This is a genomic window from Polynucleobacter sp. 80A-SIGWE, from assembly GCF_018882295.1.
Lineage (GTDB): Bacteria > Pseudomonadota > Gammaproteobacteria > Burkholderiales > Burkholderiaceae > Polynucleobacter.
Map to the genome: position 1 here is coordinate 218,850 of NZ_JACVOR010000002.1, position 24,650 is coordinate 243,499.

At 46.2% G+C, this 24,650-nt stretch carries 29 protein-coding genes; 14 read left to right on the forward strand and 15 right to left on the reverse strand.

The window, feature by feature from the left end; translation table 11 throughout:
* Position 1: 1 nt before the first annotated feature.
* On the reverse strand, positions 2-403 hold the full coding sequence (locus tag ICN25_RS05875) for a DUF2177 family protein (RefSeq protein WP_216180053.1): 402 nt from the start codon (positions 401-403) through the stop codon (positions 2-4).
* Positions 404-491: 88 nt separating this feature from the next.
* Between ICN25_RS05875 and ICN25_RS05880 the strand changes: the two genes are divergently transcribed.
* A complete protein-coding gene (locus ICN25_RS05880; protein WP_216180056.1) occupies positions 492-932 on the forward strand; it encodes a universal stress protein in 441 nt (146 codons plus the stop codon).
* A 67-nt stretch (positions 933-999) separates the two neighbouring features.
* Here ICN25_RS05880 and ICN25_RS05885 read toward each other — a convergent pair whose 3' ends face one another.
* Positions 1,000-2,454, reverse strand: a complete 1,455-nt coding sequence (locus ICN25_RS05885; RefSeq protein WP_370624704.1) for a M23 family metallopeptidase — start codon at positions 2,452-2,454, stop codon at positions 1,000-1,002.
* Positions 2,455-2,525: 71 nt separating this feature from the next.
* On the reverse strand, positions 2,526-3,452 hold the full coding sequence (locus tag ICN25_RS05890) for a 3-hydroxyacyl-CoA dehydrogenase NAD-binding domain-containing protein (protein WP_216180062.1): 927 nt from the start codon (positions 3,450-3,452) through the stop codon (positions 2,526-2,528).
* A gap of 125 nt (positions 3,453-3,577) precedes the next feature.
* Between ICN25_RS05890 and ICN25_RS05895 the strand changes: the two genes are divergently transcribed.
* Positions 3,578-4,711, forward strand: a complete 1,134-nt coding sequence (locus ICN25_RS05895) for a mandelate racemase/muconate lactonizing enzyme family protein (RefSeq protein WP_216180065.1) — start codon at positions 3,578-3,580, stop codon at positions 4,709-4,711.
* A gap of 81 nt (positions 4,712-4,792) precedes the next feature.
* Here ICN25_RS05895 and ICN25_RS05900 read toward each other — a convergent pair whose 3' ends face one another.
* From ICN25_RS05900 to ICN25_RS05915, 4 genes are all read right to left on the reverse strand, one after another.
* Positions 4,793-6,805, reverse strand: a complete 2,013-nt coding sequence (locus ICN25_RS05900) for a TRAP transporter fused permease subunit (protein WP_216180069.1) — start codon at positions 6,803-6,805, stop codon at positions 4,793-4,795.
* A gap of 107 nt (positions 6,806-6,912) precedes the next feature.
* The gene (locus ICN25_RS05905; RefSeq protein WP_216180071.1) at positions 6,913-7,863 is read right to left on the reverse strand and encodes a TAXI family TRAP transporter solute-binding subunit; all 951 of its coding nucleotides are present in this window, start codon (positions 7,861-7,863) and stop codon (positions 6,913-6,915) included.
* Between the two features lie 28 nt (positions 7,864-7,891).
* Entirely contained in the window at positions 7,892-8,818 is a 927-nt protein-coding gene (locus tag ICN25_RS05910; protein ID WP_216180074.1) for a dihydrodipicolinate synthase family protein, read from the reverse strand.
* Positions 8,819-8,830: 12 nt separating this feature from the next.
* Positions 8,831-9,760, reverse strand: coding sequence for a 2-hydroxyacid dehydrogenase (locus ICN25_RS05915; protein ID WP_216180078.1), 930 nt, complete (start codon positions 9,758-9,760; stop codon positions 8,831-8,833).
* 84 nt (positions 9,761-9,844) lie between these two features.
* Between ICN25_RS05915 and ICN25_RS05920 the strand changes: the two genes are divergently transcribed.
* The gene (locus ICN25_RS05920) at positions 9,845-10,786 is read left to right on the forward strand and encodes a 3-hydroxyacyl-CoA dehydrogenase family protein (RefSeq protein WP_216180081.1); all 942 of its coding nucleotides are present in this window, start codon (positions 9,845-9,847) and stop codon (positions 10,784-10,786) included.
* Positions 10,787-10,824: 38 nt separating this feature from the next.
* A complete protein-coding gene (locus ICN25_RS05925) occupies positions 10,825-11,505 on the forward strand; it encodes a cytochrome b/b6 domain-containing protein (RefSeq protein ID WP_216180084.1) in 681 nt (226 codons plus the stop codon).
* Here the strand turns inward: ICN25_RS05925 and ICN25_RS05930 are convergent, their stop codons facing one another.
* A complete protein-coding gene (locus tag ICN25_RS05930; RefSeq protein ID WP_216180086.1) occupies positions 11,506-11,955 on the reverse strand; it encodes a cytochrome c in 450 nt (149 codons plus the stop codon).
* 91 nt (positions 11,956-12,046) lie between these two features.
* Positions 12,047-12,709, reverse strand: a complete 663-nt coding sequence (locus ICN25_RS05935) for a site-2 protease family protein (RefSeq protein WP_216180090.1) — start codon at positions 12,707-12,709, stop codon at positions 12,047-12,049.
* Positions 12,710-12,737: 28 nt separating this feature from the next.
* Here ICN25_RS05935 and ICN25_RS05940 point away from each other — a divergent pair, with 28 nt between their 5' ends.
* The 4 genes from ICN25_RS05940 to crcB are packed head-to-tail and all read left to right on the forward strand — an operon-like array spanning position 12,738 to position 14,262.
* Complete coding sequence (locus ICN25_RS05940; protein WP_015421675.1) at positions 12,738-12,905, forward strand: hypothetical protein; 168 nt, start codon at positions 12,738-12,740, stop codon at positions 12,903-12,905.
* 44 nt (positions 12,906-12,949) lie between these two features.
* Positions 12,950-13,087, forward strand: coding sequence for a hypothetical protein (locus tag ICN25_RS05945; RefSeq protein ID WP_173960827.1), 138 nt, complete (start codon positions 12,950-12,952; stop codon positions 13,085-13,087).
* 9 nt (positions 13,088-13,096) lie between these two features.
* Complete coding sequence (ygiD, locus tag ICN25_RS05950; protein ID WP_216180093.1) at positions 13,097-13,876, forward strand: 4,5-DOPA dioxygenase extradiol; 780 nt, start codon at positions 13,097-13,099, stop codon at positions 13,874-13,876.
* 8 nt (positions 13,877-13,884) lie between these two features.
* On the forward strand, positions 13,885-14,262 hold the full coding sequence (gene crcB, locus ICN25_RS05955; RefSeq protein ID WP_216180096.1) for a fluoride efflux transporter CrcB: 378 nt from the start codon (positions 13,885-13,887) through the stop codon (positions 14,260-14,262).
* Positions 14,263-14,277: 15 nt separating this feature from the next.
* Here crcB and ICN25_RS05960 read toward each other — a convergent pair whose 3' ends face one another.
* From ICN25_RS05960 to ICN25_RS05975, 4 genes are read right to left on the reverse strand one after another with little or no spacing between them, the layout of a single operon-like run.
* Complete coding sequence (locus ICN25_RS05960) at positions 14,278-15,255, reverse strand: tripartite tricarboxylate transporter substrate binding protein (RefSeq protein ID WP_216180099.1); 978 nt, start codon at positions 15,253-15,255, stop codon at positions 14,278-14,280.
* Positions 15,252-15,773, reverse strand: a complete 522-nt coding sequence (locus ICN25_RS05965; RefSeq protein WP_216180102.1) for a chromate transporter — start codon at positions 15,771-15,773, stop codon at positions 15,252-15,254. Before ICN25_RS05965 ends, ICN25_RS05960 begins: the two co-directional genes overlap by 4 nt.
* Positions 15,770-16,309 carry a chromate transporter gene (locus tag ICN25_RS05970; protein WP_216180104.1) on the reverse strand — a complete coding sequence of 180 codons (540 nt, stop codon included), beginning with the start codon at positions 16,307-16,309 and terminating at the stop codon, positions 15,770-15,772. Before ICN25_RS05970 ends, ICN25_RS05965 begins: the two co-directional genes overlap by 4 nt.
* Positions 16,310-16,313: 4 nt before the next feature.
* Entirely contained in the window at positions 16,314-17,288 is a 975-nt protein-coding gene (locus ICN25_RS05975; RefSeq protein ID WP_216180106.1) for a D-2-hydroxyacid dehydrogenase family protein, read from the reverse strand.
* A 75-nt stretch (positions 17,289-17,363) separates the two neighbouring features.
* Between ICN25_RS05975 and ICN25_RS05980 the strand changes: the two genes are divergently transcribed.
* The gene (locus tag ICN25_RS05980) at positions 17,364-17,666 is read left to right on the forward strand and encodes an antibiotic biosynthesis monooxygenase (protein WP_216180108.1); all 303 of its coding nucleotides are present in this window, start codon (positions 17,364-17,366) and stop codon (positions 17,664-17,666) included.
* Between the two features lie 12 nt (positions 17,667-17,678).
* Here the strand turns inward: ICN25_RS05980 and ICN25_RS05985 are convergent, their stop codons facing one another.
* Positions 17,679-18,446, reverse strand: coding sequence for a sulfurtransferase (locus ICN25_RS05985; RefSeq protein WP_216180111.1), 768 nt, complete (start codon positions 18,444-18,446; stop codon positions 17,679-17,681).
* 48 nt (positions 18,447-18,494) lie between these two features.
* Here ICN25_RS05985 and ICN25_RS05990 point away from each other — a divergent pair, with 48 nt between their 5' ends.
* The 3 genes from ICN25_RS05990 to ICN25_RS06000 are packed head-to-tail and all read left to right on the forward strand — an operon-like array spanning position 18,495 to position 21,290.
* Complete coding sequence (locus tag ICN25_RS05990; protein ID WP_255536706.1) at positions 18,495-19,535, forward strand: tripartite tricarboxylate transporter substrate binding protein; 1,041 nt, start codon at positions 18,495-18,497, stop codon at positions 19,533-19,535.
* A gap of 9 nt (positions 19,536-19,544) precedes the next feature.
* Positions 19,545-20,096, forward strand: coding sequence for a carboxymuconolactone decarboxylase family protein (locus tag ICN25_RS05995; RefSeq protein ID WP_216180114.1), 552 nt, complete (start codon positions 19,545-19,547; stop codon positions 20,094-20,096).
* 3 nt (positions 20,097-20,099) lie between these two features.
* Entirely contained in the window at positions 20,100-21,290 is a 1,191-nt protein-coding gene (locus ICN25_RS06000) for a methyltransferase (protein ID WP_370624705.1), read from the forward strand.
* Positions 21,291-21,310: 20 nt separating this feature from the next.
* On the opposite strand, the gene ICN25_RS06005 is transcribed toward ICN25_RS06000, so the two are convergent.
* Entirely contained in the window at positions 21,311-21,733 is a 423-nt protein-coding gene (locus tag ICN25_RS06005; RefSeq protein ID WP_216180117.1) for a VOC family protein, read from the reverse strand.
* A 109-nt stretch (positions 21,734-21,842) separates the two neighbouring features.
* Here ICN25_RS06005 and ICN25_RS06010 point away from each other — a divergent pair, with 109 nt between their 5' ends.
* Together ICN25_RS06010 and ICN25_RS06015 are read left to right on the forward strand one after the other, a co-directional pair.
* On the forward strand, positions 21,843-22,832 hold the full coding sequence (locus ICN25_RS06010; protein WP_216180120.1) for a tripartite tricarboxylate transporter substrate binding protein: 990 nt from the start codon (positions 21,843-21,845) through the stop codon (positions 22,830-22,832).
* Between the two features lie 36 nt (positions 22,833-22,868).
* Positions 22,869-24,620, forward strand: coding sequence for an IlvD/Edd family dehydratase (locus ICN25_RS06015; RefSeq protein WP_216180123.1), 1,752 nt, complete (start codon positions 22,869-22,871; stop codon positions 24,618-24,620).
* Positions 24,621-24,650 lie beyond the last annotated feature (30 nt).

Below are 24,650 nucleotides of genomic sequence, written 5' to 3' on the forward strand. Positions count from 1 at the left end.
TTCAGGCTATGCGACTACCAACCCAGTAGGCAGCGGTAGCGGAAAGTGCTGTCACTGCGGAACCCCAGGCGATATCAATAAATGCCAATCGAATAGGAAAGTCACGAATGACTGCGAGGTTGGTTAAGTCGTAAGTCATATAGCAAAAGAAACCAAATAGGGCGCCATATTGCGCTGCATATATCCAAGACTGTTTAGAAATTGCTGGGAGGATGACAAAAATGGATGCACCAAGCGCATATAAAAGGTAAAAACCGAGCCCAGCCAGCAATTTAGGTTCGCTAGCCATGAGCGAGCCCATGTCGTCGCGATAGAGGTTCTTGGCAATACCTAGAAGCCAAATTAAATCAATGACGACCAATGACAGTAAAAATGAAAAATAGACCGCTAAGTACTTGAGCAATTCAGTGTCCCTTTTATGCTTTTATAGATCAATAATAAGGATTATGATGGAATGAAAGGTATTAGGGTTTAATTTAACAGGAGTCAATATGTTCAAGCACTTATTAGTACCGGTTGATGGTTCAGATGTAAGTAAAAAGTCCTTAAAAAAGGTTGCTGCGCTTGCTAAGGCAGATAAAGCGGCTGTGACACTGGTTTATGTTTCCGATCCAATGCCGCCGATGGTGTATTCCGATAGCACCATGGGTTATGGCATTTCTCAAAAGGATCATAAGAAGGTATGTGAGGCGTTTGCTAAGGATATCTTTAAAAAATCAACCGTTGCATTAGGCGCTGGCATTAAGGTTAATACCTTACATATCGCAGATAGTAATTTATCTGAGGGTATTTTGGAGGGTGCCAAGAAGGCCAAGGCAGATGTGATCGTGATGGCTTCACATAAGCGCACTGGTATTAAGAGTGTTTTGTTGGGCAGCGAAACACATGAAGTGATTGTGCATGCTAAGTTGCCAGTATTGGTTCTCGGCTAATACGCGAGACTAAAAAAATTAAGGGGCCTAGTGGCCCCTTTTTTATTTCTGAATTTTTAAACACTATCTAACTTTTTGGGGGTGTACCCAGCAACAGAATTTCTCTAGTAAGTAATCCGCTATCGCTATCGCGCATATTCCATAAATCTAATTCAGTTTTAGCGCCATAAGGGTCAACATAGATACCATCTTTTCTTAATTCAAAGTGAAGATGGGGGCCGGTAGAGCGTCCAGTTGATCCAACATAGCCGATCTCTAAACCACGTCGCACTTCGTTACCAACCTCTAGTTCAGCGTTGTAATTACTTAAGTGCGCATAGTAGGTACGATAGTTTCCAGGATGCTCAAGGATGATGAGATTGCCAAATGCGCCGCTATAGCCCAAATGCACTACCTTACCGGTCGCTACACTAAAGATTGGCGTCCCGATCGGTGCTGAGTAATCAATCCCCATGTGGGTTCGATATCGTTGCTTCGGCGCTGCTACTGCTGCATTGGTGTTTTTAGATGAAGCAACTTTCTTACTAGATGCCCTTACGCTTCCAACACCTCTGGATATGCGGCGATAACTCAAGGGGTTGGTCCAAAAGGTGCGTTCGATAGACTCGCCACTGGCGGTATAAAAGGCGCCGGGAATATCGCTTCTCTCAACCCAAAACGCACTAGAAAATACTTCACCAGAAGCCGGATCAATAATTTCAGCAGCCCATATTTGCGCCCAACGCTCTTTATCGCCGAAGTCCACTATCAAACGCACAACGCTGTTGGTGTTTTCTAGGGCACTACTTTCTTCGGGGTAGATCTGTTTGATGACAGAGTTCAATTCCCAAATCAGCTCTACCGGTAATTTGTCGCCTACTTTTTTGGGGTCATATAAAACATCGCGTAATGGCAACTGAATTTCTGTAAAGCGTTTCGACTCATCTTTAAGATAGTCTTGTTGAATTAAGAAGCTACCTGCCACTGACGGCGTAAAAGTCCAAATCTCTGTCTTGGCGTCCTGCATGGGGCCGTTCATGATGCTGAGTGATTCAAAGCGGTTGCGACTTCCTAGGGCCAGCGCATATGGAATGCAATTGCCACGCATCCGATCAAAGAAGCCTTTGGTTTGTGCTTTAAAAAAATCATTGAAGTTGCGATCATCAAGACCTAGATTCGCTGGGAGACTCTCTTCGTTATAACTGCGGCGTAGGCAGCCACGTTGGACGCGGTAGTCTAAATTCGAGCCACCATCATTGCTGTACTCGCCCTCAATCCGCTTGAATAGCTCAGGGTTCAGGCTCATGCTTTTGAAGGATTGATTTGGTGAGCTTGGCTTAACTTTAAGTCCGGCTTGCTTGCTGATTTGTGTAACGGTCTTTTGTTTAACTTGCGGAGCCTTGCTGGTTTGACTTGTGGTTTGCGCTAGAGCGCTAGAGACGAGTTCAATCCCTGGCAGTTGAATGAGGCCAACTAAGGCAAATCCAATGATGTTGATTGCCCCTTTTAAAAAGAGGGGCCGCGCGCAGACATTTTTCTTCACACTGCAATTATCCAATATTGTTGTGGAAGATCGAGGCATTTTGAAGTGTGTTGTATCGCAATAAGTCTGATTTAATTCAATTCAGGTGCTATTTTTAGCACTTCAAAGGCTGCCTTAAGACGAGTCTCATAGACTTGCTTCATTTGAGCTGCTTCCTCCGGTGACCACTCTTTAAAACCTGCGCCTTTGGCAATGCCTGTTTTTCCAGAATCGACCAGATCCATAACGCAGGCAGGCGGTGCTTGGATATTTGAGAGAGAGGGGTAGATTACCTCTGCAGCTAGTGTCATGCCTTCCCAGCCAGAGATTTCTTTTTGAGTCATTGGGCCAACTGCAGCATACCGAAAGCCAAAGCTATAGCGCACTGCAGTATCAATATCATCTGGCGAGGCGATTCCTTCTTGCACCAAAGAAAGTGCCTCGCGCATTAAGGCATGCTGAATTCGGTTGGCTAAAAATCCTGGGATATCTCGCTTGACCAAGACTGGCTTTTTGCCATGGCTACGATACAGATTACAAATTTGCTCAGCTATCTGTGGATCAGATTTTTCACCCAACACCACTTCCACTAAGGGAACAATGTGAGCTGGCATGAAGTAGTGGGTGTTGAACATGCGATGGCCTGTTGCGAGGCCTTGCGCAATATCGCTAATAGGAAAGCCTGAACTGTTGCTGCCAATCGGAATATTAGGCGGCACGCGCTGATCAAGTTCTTTAAACAACGCCTTTTTAAGATCAAGACGCTCAGAGATGGTTTCAATAACAAGGTCGGTATTTTGCCAATCAGACCAATCTGCAATGCTGCCAGCAACTAGCTGGGAGCCACTATCTCGCCATGTGGGATTGATAGTATCGGCGCAGGCCTCCACCTTAGAAAGGTTGAACTCTGCTTTGTTGAGATCCCTACCTAACAAAATTGTTTTGGCGCCATAAGCCAGAAAGCTGGCTGCAATGCCCACCCCCATAGTGCCCGTTCCCATGACAACAACTTTGCTCATAATGTCTCCAAATCATCGTAGATGAAGCTGATTCCGAATTCTTAAGCGACTCATTATTCCTTATTTGGGAGTCGTCATACATTCCTAATTATGGCTACAATAATTTTTTCAATACAGGAGTCCCTATGCCCATCATTGAGTCAGTATCAGTTGCTGCAGTAGCGGTGCCTCTAGATAAAGTTACCTCTTTTTCCACTCGGACGGTTTCAGAGCGTCACTATTGCCTAGTCAAGGTACGTGGCAAGGATGGTAATGAGGGTATTGGCTTTTGCTATGTGGGTAGTGCTGGTGGCGATATTGCCAAGATTGCGGTAGAGCAATTGCTGGCCCCAAAACTAATTGGTCAAAATAGCCATCGCAGTGAAGGTCTGTGGATGGATATGTATAACGAGTCGATTTTGCAAGGGCGTGCTGGTGCAGTCATGCGCGGTATCTCGATTTTGGATACGGCACTCTGGGATTTAAATGCCCGTGCTGCCAAGTTACCCCTTCACCATTATTTGGGATCAGTCGTAGACGATCGTGTCCCAGCTTATGCCAGTGGTGGCTACTATTTAGACGGTAAAACTCCTGCCAAGTTAGGCAAGGAAATGGAGTCCTACGTCAAACAGGGCTTTAAGGCCGTCAAAATGAAAGTAGGGCGCCTATCCCCAAGAGAGGAAGAAGCGCGTGTTAAGGCTGCTCGTAAGGCCGTTGGTGAGGATGTTTTACTGACATTGGATGCCAATAACGCTTGGCGTGATCTACCGACTGCCCTGGAATACATTCGTCGCTTTGAGGCTTATAACCCCTATTGGATTGAAGAGCCATTTTCACCCGATGCCATTGATCTACATGCAGCCCTAGCGCGCCAAACCAAAATCAACGTTGCTACTGGTGAGATGGAGGCTGGCCGCTGGCGTTTCAGAGAGCTTATCGATGCTGGCGGGGCGGCGATTTTGCAGTCTGATGCAGCTGTGTGTGGCGGCATTACCGAGTGGCGCCGTATTTCTGCTTATGCCGATTTAAAAGGTGTGATTGTTTGCCCGCATTGGATGCATGATCTGCATGCACCTTTAGTAGCAGCAACACCAAATGCCCGCTTCGTAGAATTTTTCTTAGATGATCAGGTCTTGAATTTCCGCAGATTGATCAATAAGCAACTTACTTTTAAGAATGGTGACTTGATCCTGCACAAAACTCCAGGACTAGGATTTGAGTTTGATGAGGCTGCAATTAAAAAGTATGCCGGTAAGACTGCTTGGACAAAGATCGCATAATTGTTCTATTTAAATTTGTAACAATAAAAAATCCCGCACATGAGGCGGGATTTTTTATGTTCTGAAACCGCGTAAGTACTCTTAGCTGGATTTCGGATTCAATCTGAAATGGGTGATTGACTGAGTAATCAGTACCAAACCAAATCCTACAAATCCAATGATGTCAGCCTCGGTTGATGGGTAGGCCAGTGCCACACCTGCGATAACCATAATGATGCGTTCAAAGATTTTGGTCTTTTCAATAAACCAGCCTTGCAGTCCACCAGCCAAGCAAATGATGCCAACTACCGCTGTAAATGAAACCCAGGCAATCTGAGCCCAATCCGCTTGCTCTAAAGCAGTAGTGGAGCCCATTAGCAATAAGCTCACACCCGACTTATCAAGCACAAACATGAATGGCACCAAGATTGCTGGGGCAACATACTTCCAAGTTTGCAAAGTGGTTTTGTATGGATTACCTTTACAAATAGCTGCAGCTGCAAAAGGGGAAAGCGCTGTCGGAGGGGATACCTCAGAAAGTACCGCGTAATAGAAAATAAACATATGCGCTGCAAATTCTGGAACGCCGAGATTAATCAGCGCAGGTGCCGCGATCACGGCACAAATAATGTATGACGCAGTTACTGGAACAGCAAGCCCGACAACCCAAACTACGAGGCCTGTGAAGATGGCGGTAAGCAAGAGCGAGCCACCCGCATACTGAATGACGATAGAGCTGAACTTCAAGCCTAAACCGGTCAATGTAACAGTGCCAACAATTAATCCAGCTCCAGCACAGGTTACTGCAATAGCTAGAACACCGGTAGAGCCAGATGCCAGCGCTTTAGTAAGGTTGGAGTTGTAAAGACCAGAAAAAATCTTCTCTTTGCCTTGGAACCATTCCCAAGGAATGATGGCGGTGTCACGACGCAGCATGCTCGAGAGCGCCGATACCACGGTCGCCCAGAACACGGACATGACTGGCGAGAAGCCAAACATCATGAAGACCACAATCGAGACTAATGAGAAAAAGTGGAACCAATATTTTTTGGTTAACTGCCAGGCAGATTCTGCTGCTTTGAACTGGATGTTCTTCATTCCATACTTGCGTACATCAATTTCCACCATGACCAATAAGCCAAGGTAAAAAAGGATGGTTGGAATGGTTGCCATTAGCAACACATCTAAATAAGAAATCTTTAAAAAGTCAGCGATCAAGAATGCTGCTGCGCCAAGAACAGGCGGAGAGATGATTGCGCCTAAACCACCGGCAGCTAGCAAACCACCTGCCGCATTTTTTTCGTAACCGACTTTATCGAGCATTGGAGCAGCTACTGAACCAACGGTAACAGTAGTAGCTACGCCGGAACCTGATGGGCCGCCCAACAAGAATGAGGAGAGAACAATCGTTCTACCAACACCAGAAGATTTACCGCCCATAGCAGCAAAAGAGAAGTCAATAAAGAATTTGCCAGCACCGGTGAACTGGAGGAAGGCGCCAAAAATAGTGAACAGAATAATGAGGGTGGCTGATACGTCTACCGCAGTTCCATAAATACCCTCCAGCGTCATGAACATGTAACCAACCAGACGATCAAGGTCGTAGCCTTTGTGTGTCCATGGGGCAGGTAAGTAGTTGCCAAAGAGGGCGTATGCCAAGAAAAGAGAGGTCACTACTACCAAGACCATGCCATTCGTTCTTCTGACGCTCTCTAGGATTAGGGCGATGAGAAAGACGCCAAACATGACGTCAGTTGAATTCGGGGCGGTATTGCGATCAAAAAGATCGTCACCTCCACTGAGGATGTAATAGGCGACAGCTATCGAGCCGACAGCAAATAGGATGTCCCACCACATGAGGCGGTTCTTAAATCGGGCTGCAATCGGAAAGCTTAGGAAAACTAAAAACAGTACTAAGGCTACGTGGATAACACGCAGTTGCTGGGTTGGAACAATCGAGTAAGCAGCATAGAGGTGAAAGAGTGACATGCCAACCGCCACCAAGGTGATGAACTTGGCCAAGAGACCTTTGTAGTCATTTGAATCACCTTCCTCTTGCTTAATGAAGGCATCTAATTTTTCTTGTGTTTCGTTATCAATCACAGCTTGTGTCATGTCTCTACCTATTTTTTTATATACGTCTTTTTTTGTCTTGCTAATGCGGAACTATCAAAAAATTCAGGAGTGCTTGTAGGCACTCCTGATGTCAGTGTGAAATTAAATTAATTTAATTTAATGTTCTTTTCTTTGAAATACTTTGCTGCACCTGGGTGATATGCGATTGGTGAGGAGCTTTGTTTTTGATTCTCAAGGGTTACGTTGATGTACTCCTTGTGAGTACGAACCAATTCAAGCTTGTTATCAAAGACAGCTTTCACAATTTTGTAGGCTTCATCATCAGGCATATTGGCGTTAACTACGAGGATGTTGGCTACACCAGCAACCTTATTGTCTTTGCCCATGCCGCTATAGGTTTCTTTAGGAATATTGGCAGCGAAATACAAATTGCCGTATTTCTTATTCATGGCAGCGACTTCAGCAGCGTTATCAATCATGACGATTTTCATGCCAGGGCTATTAGCGAGGTCAGTTACAGCGGCAGTTGGTAAACCACCAACCCAGAAGAATGCATCAATTTTGCGGTCTTTTACTGCGTTAACAGATTCGGCTACGCTCAAACGCTCACGCTTGACGTCCTTGTCTTTATCTAAGCCAGCAGCTTCAAGCAAACGAAATGCCATCACTTCAGTTGCGCTACCTGGGGCACCTGTACTAATGCGCTTACCTTTGAGATCCTTCATGGACTTAATGCCAGTAGAGTCTACTGTCACAACGTGCATGAGATTTGGGTAAAGGACCAAGAGTGTGCGCAAATCAATTTTCTTGTTAGTGAATTTACCTTCACCATCTTTAGCATCTTTAGCAGCATCGGCCATCGAGAAGCCAACATAAGGCTTGCCTGTGCCGATGAGGTTTAGGTTATCTACTGAGCCGCCAGTAACTTCAGCGGTTGCAGACATTCCAGGAACCTTGCTAGAGAGTACTGAGGCAAGTCCACCACCCATTGGGTAATAAACACCGCCAGTACCACCGGTTGCTACTGAAATATTTTGTGCTTGTGCTGCACTAAACAACATAGTGAGCGATAGAGCAATTATTTTAATTAGCTTCATTTTTGTCTCCTGTTTTATTTCTATTTAATTAAAGGCCGGGCATGCTGAAATTAATCTTTTGTAGCTCGCCAAGCAACTTGGCTTGCTGGTCGGCACTGAGCTGCATGAGTGGTGGGCGTACGCGTAACCACTCTGAATCTTTGCTGAAATGGGCAACTGCAGTTTTCATACCGGCAATCATTTGATATTGAGCAAATACTGAGCGTACTTGATCTAAGGCGGCTTGACGTTGATCTGCGTCAGATTCTCTCCAATGGGCCGCTAATTCAGCGATAGCCCTAGGGTTTACGTTAGCAGTGGCGGAGATGCAACCAACGCCACCTGCACGCAGGGCGCGCATTAAGAAGACTTCGCTACCTGCGTATACGCGGAAGCCTGAAGGCGCTAAAAGTTTAATGACTGATTCTGTATAAGCCCAATCACCAGAACTATCTTTCATGCCTACAACGGTTTTTGGATATTCCTTGGTTAAGCGCTCCAACAAAGAAAGACTCAGATTGATTTTGGTAACCGGCGGAATGTTGTAGATGTAAATTTGTAATGCAGCATCACCTACTTTTTGAATCACTTCAGAGAAGTAGGCAAAGAGACCATCGTCAGTGACGTCTTTGTAATAAAAAGGTGGCAACATTAAGACACCCGCACACTTATGTTGAACTGCGTGACGTGTCATATTCACTGTGGCATCAATCGACGTGGCGCCCGTACCAGGCATCATATGCGCAGGATTTAAGCCGCCTTCAATAAGCGCTGTTAATGTGCCCATCTTTTGTGGAGCAGACATAGAGTTGGCTTCTGAGTTTGTACCGAAGATTGCTTGGCCAACACCATTGGCTTCGAGCCATTGACATTGCTTCAGTAATTTTTTGGCGTCTGGAGTGCCATCTTCTTTAAATGGAGTTAATACAGGCGAGAGCACTGCAGGTAATGTGGAAGGGTGTAGGGAAATCGTCATGCTTACTCCAATTTAATTTTTTACTTCAGTCAGAAGTGGTTTTTTATTATAGAAAGCTTCTAAATTATCTATTGCTAGGTTCGTCATCAATTGTCGCGTTTCAGAAGTGGCGCTTCCAATATGCGGGGTTAGTAAGACATTATCAATATTTAAGAAGCCGACGTTTGGATTTGGCTCATTTTCAAATACATCGAGGGCTGCGCCAGCGATCATTTTTTGCTGCAGTGCAACTAAAAGTGCAGCCTCATCCACTACGCTGCCTCGTGCAATATTAATCAGATAGCCTTTCGGCCCTAAAGCTTCTAGAACTTCTGTATTAATCATTTTTTCTGTTTCTGGACTAGCGGGGCACGCAAGAATAAGAATGTCCGATGCCTTGGCCAGGGACTTAATGTCGCTAAGGTACTCGTAAGGCAATTCTTTTCGAGTGGGACCGGTGTAAGCCAGTTTGACCTTAAAAGGTTCTAAGCGTTTTGCTAGATCTTGTCCAATACGACCCATCCCTGCAATCCCAACGCATTTCCCTGCGAGGGTGGTGGTGATGGCGAAGGGAGTCTTGGACCAAGCAGTGCTTTTGACAAAGTCCTGAGCCTCAGGAATGCGGCGCAATAAGCCAAACAGCATGCCAATGGCTAACTCACAGACCGCATCATTCAGAACGCCCGGGGTATTGCTGGCTTTGATTCCATTGGTCTTGAGATAGTCCAGGGGGAGGTTGTCATAGCCCACACCACAAGTGGCGACCATTTGTATGCCCGGTATTTTCTCCAGCAATTCTTTTGGGATTTGAGTATTTGAACGGGTAAGGATGGCGGTGAAGTTGCCATCGGGAAGGCCGCCCTGGGGATCGAGTAGTTTAGTGGTGCTCAGTCGCTTATCAATCTCCAATTGCATTATTTCTGGAAATTGTCCGACCTGCAGTACCGAATTGACTGGGATCATGTCTCACTTACTTTTTTATTGGAATAATGAAAACATTGTAAGAGGATTTGTAATCCTTATCTTGCCCCCGAAGGAGAAATTGAGATGTTGTTTACCCCATCCGAAACTAAAGTCGTCATCGTTGGTGGCGGCACTATGGGCGCTGATGTGGCGGCTGTTTGCGCTCGCGGGGGTTGTGCTGTGCAGGTTCTAGAACCCACTACTGAGCGCAGGGCACTGTTGCCCGATTATTTTGCCAACACCATGATTGATTTGGGCTACGAGCATCGCCTGCATTTGCTCTCTACCGCCGGCTCACTAGAGGAGATAGATTGGCCAGAGGTGGATTTAGTCATTGAGTGCGTGCCTGAGCGTTTAGATATTAAGCAAGAGTTGTTTGCCAAGCTTGAACAATATGCAAAGCCAGAAGCGGTCTTGGCAAGTAATAGCACGAGCTTCCCGATTAGTGATATTTCAAAAGGCTTGAAAACGGCAGCGCGAATGATTGGACTGCATTTCTTTATGCCTGCCCACTTAGTGCCTTGTGTAGAAGTGGTTTATGGAGCGAAGACTTCCCCCATGGTTGGCGAAAGCCTTTCTCGATTGATGACGGCCTGCGGTATGGTGCCAGTTACTGTTAAAAAAGATCTGCCAGGTTTCTTAGCAAATCGCTTACAACACGCTTTATCACGTGAAGCCTTCGCCATGGTCGATGCAGGTATTGCGAGCTTAGAAGATATTGATAAGGCAGTGCGTTTTGGTTTTGGTTTCCGCTATATCGCTGCTGGACCAGCAATGCAGAGAGACCACGCCGGTTTAGATGTGCATGGTGCCGGTGGCGCAACAATTTATCCCACTCTGAATAACTCTCCAGATATTGCAAAATGTTTGAGCGATCGTATCGCTAGTGGCAAGTTGGGAATGAAAACTGGTGAAGGTTTTTATTCTTGGACGGCAGAGACGATGAAAGCAGAGCGAGAGCGTTATCAAGAAGCTTTACGTGAAGGCTTGAAGATCATTCAGAAGGATCTGCCGGAGATTAAATAAATCGGGAGCAATCCCATGTGGTGATTTATTCTTAAGTTATGAAAAAAATCATTCGCGTCTGGGATTTGCCGATCCGCCTCTTTCATTGGCTTTTGGTTCTCGGAATTATTTTGAGTTTTGTGACCGTCAAGATTGGCGGTAATGCGATGGAGTTCCATGCGCGAGTCGGTTATTGCGTTCTGACCTTAGTTGTTTTTCGAATCTGCTGGGGCTTGATTGGCTCTCGCCACGCCCGTTTCATTCATTTCGTGCCAAGCCCAAAAGGCCTTCTGAATTATTTATCTGGCAAAGCTAAGGCGAGTCTTGGCCACAACCCCTTGGGCGCGCTATCTGTTCTGGGTTTACTCTTTTCGATTGGCCTTCAAGCGGTGACCGGTCTTTTTGCAAATGACGATATCGCATTTGAGGGGCCGCTAGCAAAACATGTTTCCAATGGAACGGTTGAGCTTTTAACTTCGATTCATCATCAGAATGAAAAGGTTCTGATTATTTTGATTGTTGTTCACCTCTGTGCAATTTTTTATTATCAAAAATTCAAGGGTGAGAATTTAATTAAGCCAATGTTGCTGGGCGATAAAGAAATCGACCCAAGCGAGGAGGCAAAATATCTACCTGCTGACTTGGGTCAAGCCTCCAAGGATGGAGCTTGGCAACGCGGCTTGGCGATGTTGCTGCTCAGCCTAATTGCGGTGATTGTGGGTTACTTGATAACGAACTAATTACTTTTTCTTGAAGTCGTCATGGCAACCTTTGCAGGTAGCGCCGGCTGCACCAAATGCCTTTTTAATTGCTTCTTGATCGCCTGACTGCGCAGCAGTATTGAGGTTGGCTACAGCTAGCTGCATTTTTTCTCCTGCAGCTTTAAATTTGGCGTTATCAGACCATACTGCTGGTAGTGCGTTGCCACCTTCAGTGCCTGGACCAAATGCTTGCCATGGCAAAGTGGAAAGCATTGCAACAACGGCTGCATTCTTAGCAACTTCATCTTTATTAAATGGTGCTTCGCCTTTAACTACGGCGCCAATTTTTCCAAAAGAATTTGCCATCACAGTAAACGCGCTTTGACGGTACTTAATTGCATCCTCAGGTTTTTTAAATTGCGCATAGGCAATTCCACTCAGCAATAGTGTTGGTGCAAGGGTGGCTAAAACAAGATGTTTGATTTTCATGAGGACTCCAATGATTTCAATAGATGGAAGATACGACGCTGTATTGGTTCAGCATACTCTCGAATGCTGATTTTTGCCGATTTGAATTTCCTTAGAAAATCATTCTTAAGGGGCTGGTCAGCAAGAGAATCAACCACTCAAAAAAGGCCATCAAAGGAGTCATCCAAAGGCTACCAATAATCCCAGTAAACACTAGGCCGAGAACGATAAAAAAGCCCCAGGGCTCCAACTTACCCAAGGCAATGGATTGCCGCGCCGGGAGAAGGCCCGCAAGTATCCGGCCCCCATCGAGAGGCGGAAGCGGAAATAGGTTGAAAACCAGCAAACCTAAATTCCAGGTAATGCCAGCCTGTGACATGGATATGAGGAACTTTTCATTGATGCCAAGCCCAACAAATCCAATAAGCAGGATTAGCCAAATTAGGGCCTGAATGAAGTTGGAGCCAGGGCCAGCTAAAGCTACCCAAATGGAGTCGATTCTGGGGTTGCGTAGGCGCCCAAAGTTCACGGGCACTGGCTTGGCATAGCCAACTAAAAAAGGGGATCCTGACAAAATCAATAGCAAGGGGATGAGGATTGTCCCCACGGGGTCTATATGTTTAATAGGGTTAAGGCTTACTCTACCCAGCATATAGGCTGTATTGTCACCAAATTGACGTGCTGCATAGCCATGGGCGGCCTCATGGATAGTGATGGCAAAAATCAAGGGAATCGCATTAATTGCGACAGCTTGGATAGAATAGTCAGTAATCATGGCAATATGATATCCATAGGAGCAAAAAGTGACTGACGATAAAAAACCTGAATCAAAAACCCCAGCCAAGCCAGTAGCGGCGAAGCCAGTAGCCCGTCCACCAGCCCCCAAAGGCCCATCTGGTCCTGGTGGTAGGCCTCAGGCAGGCTTTGGAGGCGGAAAAGCCATGATGCGTAAGGCTGGCCGCGGCCGATAGTGGATAATTACGCTACTAATTAATGTGTTTAATGAGGATTTAGCATGAACGAATGGCATAAAGAAACGAAAGACGAAATCAACAAGAAGATCATTACTTTGATCGTGATGTTGGCAGCCGCTACAAGCTTGGCTATTTTGTTTGCATTGGTTGCAGCTCATACTGGTTACGTATTCGGTTAATCTGCATTAATGACTAGCCATCGCCAACCTGCAGTATTTGCTGGCCATGGCAGTCCGATGTACGCCATCGAGCCCAATCGCTATACAGCTGCTTGGGCCAATCTTGGTAAATCACTCAAACGGCCAGATGCTATCTTAGTCATCTCGGCTCATTGGGTAACCCGTGGAGTATGGGTTACCGCAATGCCCAAACCAAAAACGATTCATGACTTTGGCGGATTTCCGCAAGCCTTGTTTGATATTCAGTATCCAGCACCAGGAAGTCCTGCGCTTGCCGATCGCGTAAAAGAATTACTTGGCGTTCCTGTCGTACTTGAAGAGAATGAATGGGGTATTGATCACGGCGCTTGGTCTGTTCTCAAATATCTTTATCCAGACGCCAATGTTCCTGTGGTTCAGTTGAGTTTAGATGGCTCCTTATCTGCAAATGAGCATTACGAGCTGGCTAAAAAATTGCGCCCTTTACGTGATGAAAACATTTTGATTCTGGCAAGCGGCAATGTGGTGCATAACTTGCGCACAATCCATTGGGAGGAGGGGGCAACCCCTTATCCATGGGCTAAAGAGTTCAACGATTTCTTTGTTTCAGAAATGAAAGCTAATCACCATGAGACTCTGATTCATTGGGAGCAATTTGGTGATGCTGCTCATTTATCTATTCCAACCCCCGAGCACTATTGGCCGGCATTGTATGTGCTCGCCCAGCAAGAGCAGGGTGAGATGCCTAAGACGCAAGTTGATGGAATAGAAATGGGTTCCATCGGTATGCTTACTTTTACAATCCAATAAATATTTCTATGTGGCTATCTATCCTTGCAATCTTCTTCGGTGCCGGTCTTGGCGCATTACTGAGGGCAGGTTTTAATCTTGCAACAGTGGGCGTTGCCTCAATGCTTCCTTTGGGAACCTTTATTTCCAATATGGTGGGCGGGTATCTGATTGGTATTGCGGTAGCTTTCTTTGGCAATAATCCCAATCTCTCTCCAGAATGGAAGCTGTTTGTGATTACCGGCTTCTTGGGTGGTCTTACAACCTTCTCCAGCTTTTCTGCTGAAGTTGTAGGATTTATGCAGCGTGGTGAGGTGACTTGGGCGCTGGGTACTGCGCTCTTGCATTTGCTCGGCTCGCTGTGCCTTACTTTCTTGGGTATTTTGACTTACCAAGCACTGAAGTAAGCTTTTCAGTCATGCCTATTCGGGCTTGATATTTCCGGCCTTGACTACGGTACTCCATTTCGCGGCCTCAGACTTAATCAGTGCTGCGAAATCAGCTGGAGTTCCACCGCCAATTTCATTTCCTTGAGAAAGCATGATTTCACGTACTTGTGGATCTTTTAGAGCTTCATTAGCTGCAGCATTTAGCTTGTCAATAATCGGCTTGGGAGTTTTAGCGGGCGCGATAAATCCTTGCCAATTTAGTACCTCAACCTTGGGGTAACCAACCTCGGCAAAGCTAGGAACATTTGGCAGGAGCGGGGATCTCTTTTTACTTGTGATGGCGATAGGGCGTAACTTATCTGCTTTGATGTTGGGCACTGCTGAATACATTTGATCAAACATCATATCGACGTTGCCACCCATGAGGTCTGTTAAACCAGCAGACCCACTCTTGTACGGAACATGAATCATTTTGATATCGGCATTCTGCATAAATAGTTCTGCAGATAATTGATGACTGCCGCCAATACCCCCTGAAGAGAAGGTGAGGGTGCCTGGTTTCGCTTTCGCTGCCGTGACAATATCTTGAATAGTTTTATAGGGTGAGTTTGGGTGAACAACTAAAACTAAGGGCCCCTTCTCAATCAAGATGATTGGGCTGATATCGGTTTCAGGGTCGTAGCGGAGGTTGCCAAACAAGGTTTTATTAACTGCCATGGGTGCAAAGTTCCCCATGCCAATCGTGTAGCCATCCGGCGCTGATCTTGCAATAAATTCGGTACCAATATTTCCACCGGCGCCAGGTTTGTTATCAATCACAATCGGTTGCTTCAAAATCAAACTCATTTTCTGAGCTAGCTGCCTGCTGCGAGAATCAGCGCTACCACCAGCGCCATAAGGCACGATCAAATTGATCGGTTTGCTGGGATAGTTTGCTTGCGCATGTGCGGATCCAATGAGGATATTCGCTGAACACAAAAGAGCAATTTGCAATATTTTGAATATCTTCATATAAGCCCCAATGCTCCTAGAGCGGCACCAAGTCCAATTAAATACAAAGGATGCCAACGAGTAAAAACAGTGATTCCAATAGTGAATAGTGTCAGCGCATAGGCTGCGTAGCTATGATTGATTTGTAAAGCAATCTGCCAGGCTGAAGAGAGCACTAGGCCAATGGCTAGAGCTGCAGCCGCATATTGAATCGACTTCTTTTTATGAGCATCCTGCATGCCTAGTATCAGGCGCTGTAAGTGAAAGACCAGAATGGATGATGGCCATGAAATTGCAACAGTAGCTATTAGCGCTCCTAAAACACCATAAACATGCCAGCCAATTAACGTGACCGTCATAAAGTTCGGCCCTGGTGCAGCTTGCGCAATCGCAAAATAATCAGCAAAAGTTTGAAGGTCTATCCAATGCTCTTGATAAACCGATAATTTCAGCAAGCTTGGAAGCAAGGCATTTACGCCGCCAAAGGCAATCAAAGAAAAGGCAGAGAGTTTTAAAAATAGGCTTAGCAATATGCTCATAGTTTGCGAGCCTTCTTTTGCGCCAAGAACCAGGCAAGTGGTGAGGCTATGAGCACTACCCAACCAAGTCCTAGCTGGTAATAGCTGGCTGCGATTACGGTAACCAGTACCACCAGTAGCATTGCCGGAAAGCGTAACTCGTCGCGCAACATTTTGATGCCAGTGGAGGCGATTAAACCAACCCCAACTGCAGAAATTCCTCGCAGCACACCTTGTATCGACTCCATGTAGCTGTAATGTGTATAGAGAATGGCCAACAGCATCACAATGCAGATGGGTCCCAGTGTTAAACCAAGGACGGCTGCCAATGCGCCTCTGGCGCCAGCAAAGCGAGAGCCAATACACACCGCAAGATTCACAATATTCGGGCCTGGAACAATTTGGCAGATGCCCAAAATGGCGCTAAATTCTTCCGAGCTCAATACCTTGTCGCGTTCAACTAGGGTACGTCGTGCCCATGGCAACACCCCACCAAAACCAGACATGCCGATTTTGCTGAAGCTGATAAATAATTGCGATGGGGTGAGTGTCTTCAAAGTATTAGGGTTCAAAAGGATGCGGCACTGGCTTTTGGTCAAGCCAAGCCTCTAGCGTTTGAGTAATACCTTTTGAGAAAGTTTCAAAAATAGGTTCTGCAATAAAACCAAGGTGCGGAGTTGCCAGTAGATTCGGGGTATTGCGTAGCGGATCATTGGATGGCAAAGGTTCAATATCAAATACATCTACTGCAGCTTGGCCAGGACGCCCCTGTTTAAGGGCGGCGCATAAGTCAGGCATATTGATCAATGCGGATCGTGATGTGTTTACCAGAATCGAGTCTGGACGCATTAAGGCAAGTTGATCAGCGCTAATGAGGCCTTTGGTTCCTGGGCCAGCCACTAAGTGCATGGTAACTACTTTTGATGTGCTGAGTAGCTCATCAAGACTAACGGATTTTGCGTTTTCAACGGCGGCGCGCTCTGGCGTCATATTGGGGCTCCAAGTGACAAGCTCCATCCCGAATGCTTTGCCAACGCGAGCAACAGAGCTGCCGATGGCGCCCAGACCAATAACTCCGAGGCGCTCACCCGCAAGCATCGGCAGGACCGAGAGTTCATTACGCCAGCCACCAGAAGTCAGCAGATTGTTTTGGCCTACCAGTTGTTTTGATGCTCCCAAGATTAGGGCCCAAGTTAGCTCAGTGGTAGTTTCTTTAGATGGGCCTCCTGGCGTGCAGGCGATCGGAATATTCCGCGAAAGGAGGGCAGCGCTATCTAGAGTGCCATTGCGTTTGCCTGTGAACATTAATAATTTGAGTTTTAGCAGTCTCGCAATCATGGCCTCATTAAAAGGCGATCTATCACGCACAATGGCAATGACATCGGCATCCTTAACCGCTTCATATAAAGCTTCATCGCGGAATGGCTCATGGTGAATGGTGAGATTTGAGCTTTGCTCTATCCGATTCCAATCAGAGAAGCGACGCAGGGCGCGTTCGTAATCTCCTAGGACGACAATATTGGGTAAATTGGCCATGTCTCTCTTTGCTGATTTGTTATTCTGTTTGAGTTTACTATCGATCCCTAAGCAATTTTGACAAAGGAAATTCCCATGATTTTGGAGCACTGCGATCTAGAAATTGACCCTAGTAAGGCCGCTGAGTTTGAAGAGGCTATTTTGCGTGGCGTTAATACCGTCATTGCCAAAGCTAAAGGGTTTCGAGGATTTAAAGTTAATCACAGCATTGAAAACCCAGCGCGCTACTTGCTATTGATTTATTGGGATAGCCTTGAGAACCATACGGTGGACTTCAGGGGTTCTGACGCCTTTGCTGAATGGCGTGCAATTGTTGGCCCATTTTTTGTAAAACCACCTTTTGTTGAGCATATGACTTTGGTGGGTAAATCGGGTTAAGACCTTTGCTATTTAGGTAGTTTGTTTCTTTCGGATAGAGCGCTCTAGTGGGATGGAGTCTAAGTTAGGCTCCAGCGCTTCCCGTTCATCAAATACAAAGCAGCTACCGGTGTAGTGTGCGGAGCCAACTTCTTCAAAGTACTTGAGAATGCCGCCTTCAAGTTGGTAGCTATGTTGCATGCCAATTTCACGCATGTAGAGGCCGGACTTTTCACAACGGATTCCGCCAGTACAAAAGCTCACTAGAGTTTTATCAGCCAACTCATCTTTATGCGCAGTAATTGCTGCGGGAAATTCTGTAAATTTCTCAATATTGAAATGCAGTGCATTTTCGAAGGTGCCGTATTCGACCTCGAAGGCGTTGCGTGTATCCACCATCACAACAGGGCGCCCGAAGTCATCTGTACCTCGGTCAAGCCACTCTTGTAATTTTTTTGGCGTAATGAAATTTGCGCGACCTTCTTCCGGACGAATCGTCGGATGGTTCATGCGGATGATTTCATTCTTAATCTTGACCAACATTTTTTTAAACGGCTGTGTTTCAGACCAGCTATCTTTTGCCTGAAGGGGAGTAAAGCGAGAATCTTGGCGCAGCCAATCTAGAAAGCCGCGTAATTCCGCTTCATCTCCTGCCAAGAACATGTTGATGCCTTCAGCAGTCAAGAGAATAGTTCCTTTTAGATGGCGAGCATTGCAGTCATCCAATATCTTGGCGCGTAGCTCCGTCAAATTGTCTAGGCTGACAAATAAATAGGCGGCTATGTTCAAAATTGGTTTCATGGTTAATCTCATCTGGCTCCGGCATCTATTATCGAACAAGCTGCTGAGATGGGTGTTAATCTTGCAGTCTTAATCGAGGGAGATGATGTAATGCCGATTTTCTGGAAAATAACTAAAAAAGCGCTCTTATTGAGCGTATTTCTAATGTTTGGCGCTTCTATTGTTAGCGCTCAGACGGCTGGACTAGGTACCTGGCCCACCCAAAAGCCAATTCGCTTGATTGCTGTTTTCCCGCCAGGTGGGTCTGTGGACCAAGTGGCGAGAACCTTAGCCCCAGCACTACAGGCTGAATTAAAGCAAAACGTCATTGTTGAAAACATAGGTGGGGCATCCGGTGTAATTGGCACTGCAGCTTTAACAAGATCGGATCCAGATGGTTATACCTTTGCGGTTGTATTTGACACGCATGGCGTAAATCCAAGCCTCAAAGATAAGCTTCCCTACGACACGATTAAAGATATCGCGCCTGTAACCTTAATTGGTACCTCGCCAATGGTTCTGGTTGCAAGTAAGAATTCTGGAATCACCAGCTTTAAGCAATTAGTTGATCTATCCAAGGCTGGCAAACAATTTAGCTATGGCTCTATCGGGATTGGTAGCTTAGGTCATTTAGCAATGGCACGTTTGGCTAAACAAGCTGGCTTTGATTGGAATCACATTCCTTATCGCGGCGGCGGCCCTTTAATGCAAGATGTTCTTGGCGGTCAAGTGCAGTTGGCTATTGGTTCAGAGTTTTTGGTTAAGCCGCACATTGATAGTGGCGGCGTAATTCCTCTGGTTATCACAACTGCCAAAAGATCTCCTCAGTTGCCAAATGTTCCGACCATCGCTGAAAGCGGCTTCCCTGGCTTTAATGCGCCAGCATGGTGGGCAGTATTGGCTCCAGGTAAAACACCCCCAGCAATTGTGAATGCGATGAATCAGGCTGTGACGAAGGCGCTCAAGACACCATCAGTCTCTGAGAAATTAAAAACACAGGGCATTGAAATTGTTGCTGGCAATCCAGAGACTCTGCGCGACTTTATTGGCAAGCAAATTGCAGTCTGGGGCAAGTTTGTCATTGAAAACAATATTAAAGAAACGCAATAAGGATTAAAGATGAGTGAACGTTTAATTCCTTACCAGCCGATGGATTTGGCTGAGCCTGCTGAGCTTGTGGCAGCTATTCGCAAGAGGCGTGGTGGTCAGTTTATTAATTTAGACCGCATGCTCTTGCATAGCACCCCCATTGCTGAGGGATGGAATCATTTTGTAGGTGAGATCCGCAACAATCTTTCCTTAGATCCAAAATTGCGTGAACTTGCAATGTGTGGCGTCGCAGTTCTCAATGGTGCGGAATATGAGTTCTTTCATCACGCACCTCCGTTTATCAAAGCTGGCGGTACTGAAGAGCAGGTTCAGGCATTGCGCTTAATTGGGCAGCCTAGCTTCCCGAAGGCTCTTTTCTCAGATGTTGAAAATGATGCTGCAGAGTTGACTTTTCAGATGACGCGAAATATTCAGGTCGATAGCGCTTTGATGAAGCGTTTGCAAGCTACCTTAGGAAATACTGACACGGTGGAGTTGGTGACGGTGGTGGCAGCTTACAACATGGTCTCTCGTTTTTTAATTGCTTTAAATGTCAATCCAGAGGAGCATCCTCCTGAGTAAGCCATGATGCAAGATGTTTCCATTTGCTGGGAAGAGGGCGGTCAAGCTTGCTCTGCAGTTTGGCATTCTGAGAATGGTATTGCAGCCCATAAGAAAGTGGTCACTGCTGATGACACTTTGACGGCAGATGATGCCTATCATTTAGCCTGCGAGGGTACTGCAATTCTTTGGAAAGGTGATTTCCAGAATGCCCGCCAGCTATTACAGGCTTTGGTTCGACGAATAGATAAACCTTCCAAAAAATCCAAGCGCGCAGGCAAGAGGGTATTTAAGTCGGATGACGCTACCCCAAAGAAAACAGCAAAAGATATCTTCAATCAGCATCGACTCGTTCAGTCTCAACGAGCCCGAATACTGGGTATGTTGTTAATCCAATGCAGCCCAGACCATACGATTTCATTGCGTCGTGCACCGAATATTTCACAGGCATGTGAAGAAGCATATGGCGCTGTTAGTCAGTCTTATGTGGTTTCTTTGCGTGAGCTCTTGGGTGTAATTAGTGCTCATGAGTGGCGCAAAAATGGCTTGCCTATTCTTGCTGATGAAAATGGTGAGCCAGTGTTTGTTCATCCTCATTACGGTGTTTTCTCACCTGTTCGTGGTGAGTACATTGAGCTAGTCTGTAACGCTCCATTGCCCAAGGCTTTAGATGCTGAATCTACGGCCTTTGATATTGGTGTTGGTACTGGGGTGCTCTCTATTATTTTGGCAATGCGTGACATACAGAAAATTGTTGCCACCGATCAAGATGATAGAGCGCTTGCTTGTGCCAAAGAAAATATCGCACTTCTAAATCTGGGCTCGCAAATAGAAATTGTGAAAGCCAATTTATTCCCACCAGGAAAAGCTTCGTTGATTGTGTGCAATCCACCTTGGGTTCCTGCAAGACCTAGCTCTACGTTAGAGCATGCGGTTTACGATCCGGACAGTCAAATGCTCAAAGGATTTTTAGCGGGATTAAAAGATCATTTATTGCCGGAGGGTGAGGCTTGGTTAATTCTGTCTGATTTGGCTGAGTATCTCGAGTTAAGAACTCGGCAAGAGCTACTCTCTTGGATTGAGAGTGCTGGCTTAGTTGTTCTGGGGCGTATTGATACCAAGCCCAAGCATCCAAAATCAGGGGATGAGGCTGATTTACTTTACTTTGCTAGGGCCGCTGAAACCACCTCACTCTGGCGATTGAGTATTAAGTAGTCAACGCAAGAAATCAGAAATTATTTAGCAAATAGCTGACTTGGATCTTCAAATGCCTTGAACTCCAAAGCATTGCCAGCAGGATCTAAGAAGAACATCGTAGCTTGTTCACCAACTTTGCCCTTGAACCGTATCTGCGGCTCCATAATGAATTTGATGCCACTCTTGCTTAGTCGATCAGCTAAAGCGTGCCAATCCGGCATCGTCAGAACCACCCCAAAATGTTTTACGGGAACTTGATGACCGTCAACCTCATTTGAGGCTGCATTGCCGCATTCTTGGGGTGCAAGATGGGCAACCAGTTGGTGTCCAAAGAAGTCAAAGTCAATCCATTCATCTGAGCTACGACCCTCTGCACAACCTAAGGTACTTCCGTAAAACGTGCGGGCTGCTTCCAAGTTATCTACGGGAAACGCAAGATGAAAAGGTTGAATAGTTGACATGGTGGTCCTTGGCATTAATGTGGTGCTGAGCTTAGCACGCTCAAATGTGTGCGAAAGCAAAGTTTAGTATATTGAGATCATAAAAATAAAGTTGTTTACGGAGACAAAAATGATTACGTTTCAATTCGGTAAATTATGTCGTGCTATAGCTCGGGGTATCCTCATTCTTGGATTTTCTGCTGCAGTGCACGCCGCCTATCCAGATAGACCTATTAAGCTGATTGTTCCCTATCCTCCAGGCGGGGCTACTGATGTGATTGGACGCATTCTTGCTAAGAATCTTGGTGAATCCTTAGGGCAGCAAGTTTTAGTTGAAAATCGCGGTGGTGCTGGTGGCAATATAGGTGCAGAGGCTGTTGCTAAGGCAAACCCAGATGGCTACACCTTATTGATGGGAGCCGTTACATCGCATTCAACTATGGCGACTCTCGAAAAGGGTAAATTGCGCTACGACCTACTGAAGGATTTCACGCCAGTCATGATTGTTGGTTCAGTACCTTTGGTGGTCGTTGTGAATCCCAATGTCCCGGTAAGAACTTTGAAAGGCTTAATTGATTATGCAAAGGCTAATCCAGATAAATTAAATTACGCCTCTTCCGGTGCGGGTGCGCCTCAAAGAATGGGTGCTGAGATTTTCCAAAAAGAAGCGGGCATCAAAATCACGCATGTCCCATATAAAGGTAGTGGCCCCGCAATGACCGATTTGGTTGCAGGTCAGGTCAATATGATGGTGGAGACGGTTCCAGCAGCATTGCCATTCATTACCGCTGGTCAATTGCGTCCGTTGGCAGTGACAACTGCTAAGCGCATCTCGATGTTGCCAGATGTTCCTACCACCGCTGAGTCGGGTATGCCGGCTCTAGAGGTGAGCTCCACCTTTGGCGTTTTAGCCCCAGTTGGCACGCCGGTAGCGATCATTGATCAACTCAACAGCGCTATCGCTAAACTCTTGGTAAACCCAGAGGTTAAAGAGGCTTTTTTAAAGCAGGGAGTCTATGCTGCAACGCCGACAAAACCTAAGCAATCTGCAGAGTTGTTGGCTGCAGAAGTAAAACGCTGGGAAAAAGTGATTAAAGAAGCGGACATCAAAGCTGAGTAGTAATTTCTATTTATTTTTTTATTTAAAGAATTATTTATGACAAGTAATGCTGACAAAGAGAAAAAGCAATCCACAGAGAGTGGTTTGCGTAAGGGCTTAACGAGCTATGGCGACAAAGGCTTCTCTTTGTTTTTGCGTAAAGCATTTATTAAAGGTGCAGGCTACACTAATAGCGCGCTAGATCGTCCAGTTATCGGCATCATTAATACCGGTAGCGCATATAACCCATGCCACGGCAATATGCCGCAACTCATTGAGGCTGTGAAACGTGGTGTGATGCTTGCTGGTGGTTTGCCGATGGATTTTCCAACGATCTCTATTCATGAGAGTTTTGCTGCTCCGACCAGTATGTATTTGCGTAACCTGATGTCGATGGATACCGAAGAGATGCTACGAGCTCAGCCGATGGATGCTGTAGTCATGATTGGCGGTTGCGATAAAACAGTGCCAGCGCAAATGATGGGCGCTGCTTCTGCAGGTCTTCCAGCAATTCAGTTGATCACTGGTTCCATGCTGACCGGCTCTCATCGTAGCGAGCGTGTGGGTGCTTGCACGGACTGCCGCCGCTATTGGGGAAAATTCCGCGCTGGTGAAATTGATGAAGTTGAAAAAGATGAAGTTAATGATCAACTGGTGGCCAGCGTAGGCACTTGCTCTGTGATGGGTACGGCAAGCACGATGGCTTGTATCTCTGAGGCATTGGGGATGACAGTGCCTGGTGGTGCAACCCCTCCGGCAGTAACTGCAGACCGCATTCGGGTTGCGGAAGAGACTGGTACTCGTGCTGTGCAAATGGCAAAAGACGGCCTAACCATTGATAAGGTATTAACAGCAGACGCTTTTGAAAACGCAATGCGCGTTTTATTAGCGATTGGTGGATCTACAAACGGCATCGTGCATTTAGCCGCTATCGCTGGCCGTATGGGTTTAGAGATTGATTTGGATGCCCTCGATAAGATGGGCGATGAGACGCCGGTGTTGGTAGACCTAAAGCCTTCTGGTGATCATTACATGGAGAACTTCCACGATGCTGGCGGTATGACAACATTGCTACGTGAGCTCAAGCCTTTATTAAAGTTAGATGCGATGACAGTAACAGGGCGCACTTTAGGTGAGGAGATTGACGCGGCTCCGCCAAGCTTTAAGCAAGATGTCGTGCGCAAGTTTGATAACCCAATTTATCCGCGTGGCAGCATTGCGGTCCTGCATGGAAACTTAGCTCCTGGCGGCGCCATCATTAAACAATCTGCTGCTAATGAAAAACTCATGGAGCATGAGGGTCGCGCTGTTGTCTTTGAAAATAGTGAAGACCTCGCCAATCGTATTGATAGCCCAGATCTAGACGTAACGGCTGACGATATTTTGGTGCTTAAGAACATTGGCCCGAAGGGCGCTCCAGGCATGCCTGAAGCGGGATACATTCCGATTCCGATGAAGCTGGCTCGTGCTGGTGTAAAAGATATTGTGCGGATTTCTGATGGCCGCATGAGCGGTACTGCATTTGGAACCATCGTCTTGCATGTGACTCCAGAAGCGGCGGTAGGTGGGCCGCTTGCGCATGTGCAGAATGGTGATCGTATTCGGCTCAGTGTGAAGAATCGCGAGATTAGTTTATTGATCTCGGATGAAGAGTTAGCGAAGCGTGCAAAAGACAATCCAGTGATCGAACCGACTGCAGAGCGTGGCTACCTAAAACTATTTTTGGATACAGTCACACAAGCAGATAAGGGTGTCGACTTTGATTTCTTGAGGGCAGTGAAGATTATTGGTAAGACACCAAAGCGTTGATGTAATCAATGTGAAGTAAAAAAGAGAAGG

What these genes read in the sequence shown, in the direction of transcription:
- ICN25_RS05995 (WP_216180114.1), top strand. Translation starts at nt 19,545, where the DNA reads ATGAGTGAACGTTTAATTCCTTACCAGCCGATGGATTTGGCTGAGCCT.
- ICN25_RS05895 (WP_216180065.1), top strand. Translation starts at nt 3,578, where the DNA reads ATGCCCATCATTGAGTCAGTATCAGTTGCTGCAGTAGCGGTGCCTCTA.
- ICN25_RS05980 (WP_216180108.1), top strand. Translation starts at nt 17,364, where the DNA reads ATGATTTTGGAGCACTGCGATCTAGAAATTGACCCTAGTAAGGCCGCT.
- ICN25_RS05960 (WP_216180099.1), bottom strand. Translation starts at nt 15,255, where the DNA reads ATGAAGATATTCAAAATATTGCAAATTGCTCTTTTGTGTTCAGCGAAT.
- ICN25_RS06000 (WP_370624705.1), top strand. Translation starts at nt 20,100, where the DNA reads ATGATGCAAGATGTTTCCATTTGCTGGGAAGAGGGCGGTCAAGCTTGC.
- ICN25_RS05920 (WP_216180081.1), top strand. Translation starts at nt 9,845, where the DNA reads ATGTTGTTTACCCCATCCGAAACTAAAGTCGTCATCGTTGGTGGCGGC.
- ICN25_RS06010 (WP_216180120.1), top strand. Translation starts at nt 21,843, where the DNA reads ATGATTACGTTTCAATTCGGTAAATTATGTCGTGCTATAGCTCGGGGT.
- ICN25_RS05945 (WP_173960827.1), top strand. Translation starts at nt 12,950, where the DNA reads ATGAACGAATGGCATAAAGAAACGAAAGACGAAATCAACAAGAAGATC.
- ICN25_RS05985 (WP_216180111.1), bottom strand. Translation starts at nt 18,446, where the DNA reads ATGAAACCAATTTTGAACATAGCCGCCTATTTATTTGTCAGCCTAGAC.
- ICN25_RS05915 (WP_216180078.1), bottom strand. Translation starts at nt 9,760, where the DNA reads ATGATCCCAGTCAATTCGGTACTGCAGGTCGGACAATTTCCAGAAATA.
- ICN25_RS05890 (WP_216180062.1), bottom strand. Translation starts at nt 3,452, where the DNA reads ATGAGCAAAGTTGTTGTCATGGGAACGGGCACTATGGGGGTGGGCATT.
- ICN25_RS05900 (WP_216180069.1), bottom strand. Translation starts at nt 6,805, where the DNA reads ATGACACAAGCTGTGATTGATAACGAAACACAAGAAAAATTAGATGCC.
- ICN25_RS05935 (WP_216180090.1), bottom strand. Translation starts at nt 12,709, where the DNA reads ATGATTACTGACTATTCTATCCAAGCTGTCGCAATTAATGCGATTCCC.
- ICN25_RS05930 (WP_216180086.1), bottom strand. Translation starts at nt 11,955, where the DNA reads ATGAAAATCAAACATCTTGTTTTAGCCACCCTTGCACCAACACTATTG.
- ICN25_RS05965 (WP_216180102.1), bottom strand. Translation starts at nt 15,773, where the DNA reads ATGAGCATATTGCTAAGCCTATTTTTAAAACTCTCTGCCTTTTCTTTG.
- ygiD (WP_216180093.1), top strand. Translation starts at nt 13,097, where the DNA reads ATGACTAGCCATCGCCAACCTGCAGTATTTGCTGGCCATGGCAGTCCG.
- ICN25_RS06015 (WP_216180123.1), top strand. Translation starts at nt 22,869, where the DNA reads ATGACAAGTAATGCTGACAAAGAGAAAAAGCAATCCACAGAGAGTGGT.
- ICN25_RS05925 (WP_216180084.1), top strand. Translation starts at nt 10,825, where the DNA reads ATGAAAAAAATCATTCGCGTCTGGGATTTGCCGATCCGCCTCTTTCAT.
- ICN25_RS05905 (WP_216180071.1), bottom strand. Translation starts at nt 7,863, where the DNA reads ATGAAGCTAATTAAAATAATTGCTCTATCGCTCACTATGTTGTTTAGT.
- crcB (WP_216180096.1), top strand. Translation starts at nt 13,885, where the DNA reads ATGTGGCTATCTATCCTTGCAATCTTCTTCGGTGCCGGTCTTGGCGCA.
- ICN25_RS05910 (WP_216180074.1), bottom strand. Translation starts at nt 8,818, where the DNA reads ATGACGATTTCCCTACACCCTTCCACATTACCTGCAGTGCTCTCGCCT.
- ICN25_RS06005 (WP_216180117.1), bottom strand. Translation starts at nt 21,733, where the DNA reads ATGTCAACTATTCAACCTTTTCATCTTGCGTTTCCCGTAGATAACTTG.
- ICN25_RS05975 (WP_216180106.1), bottom strand. Translation starts at nt 17,288, where the DNA reads ATGGCCAATTTACCCAATATTGTCGTCCTAGGAGATTACGAACGCGCC.
- ICN25_RS05990 (WP_255536706.1), top strand. Translation starts at nt 18,495, where the DNA reads ATGGGTGTTAATCTTGCAGTCTTAATCGAGGGAGATGATGTAATGCCG.
- ICN25_RS05880 (WP_216180056.1), top strand. Translation starts at nt 492, where the DNA reads ATGTTCAAGCACTTATTAGTACCGGTTGATGGTTCAGATGTAAGTAAA.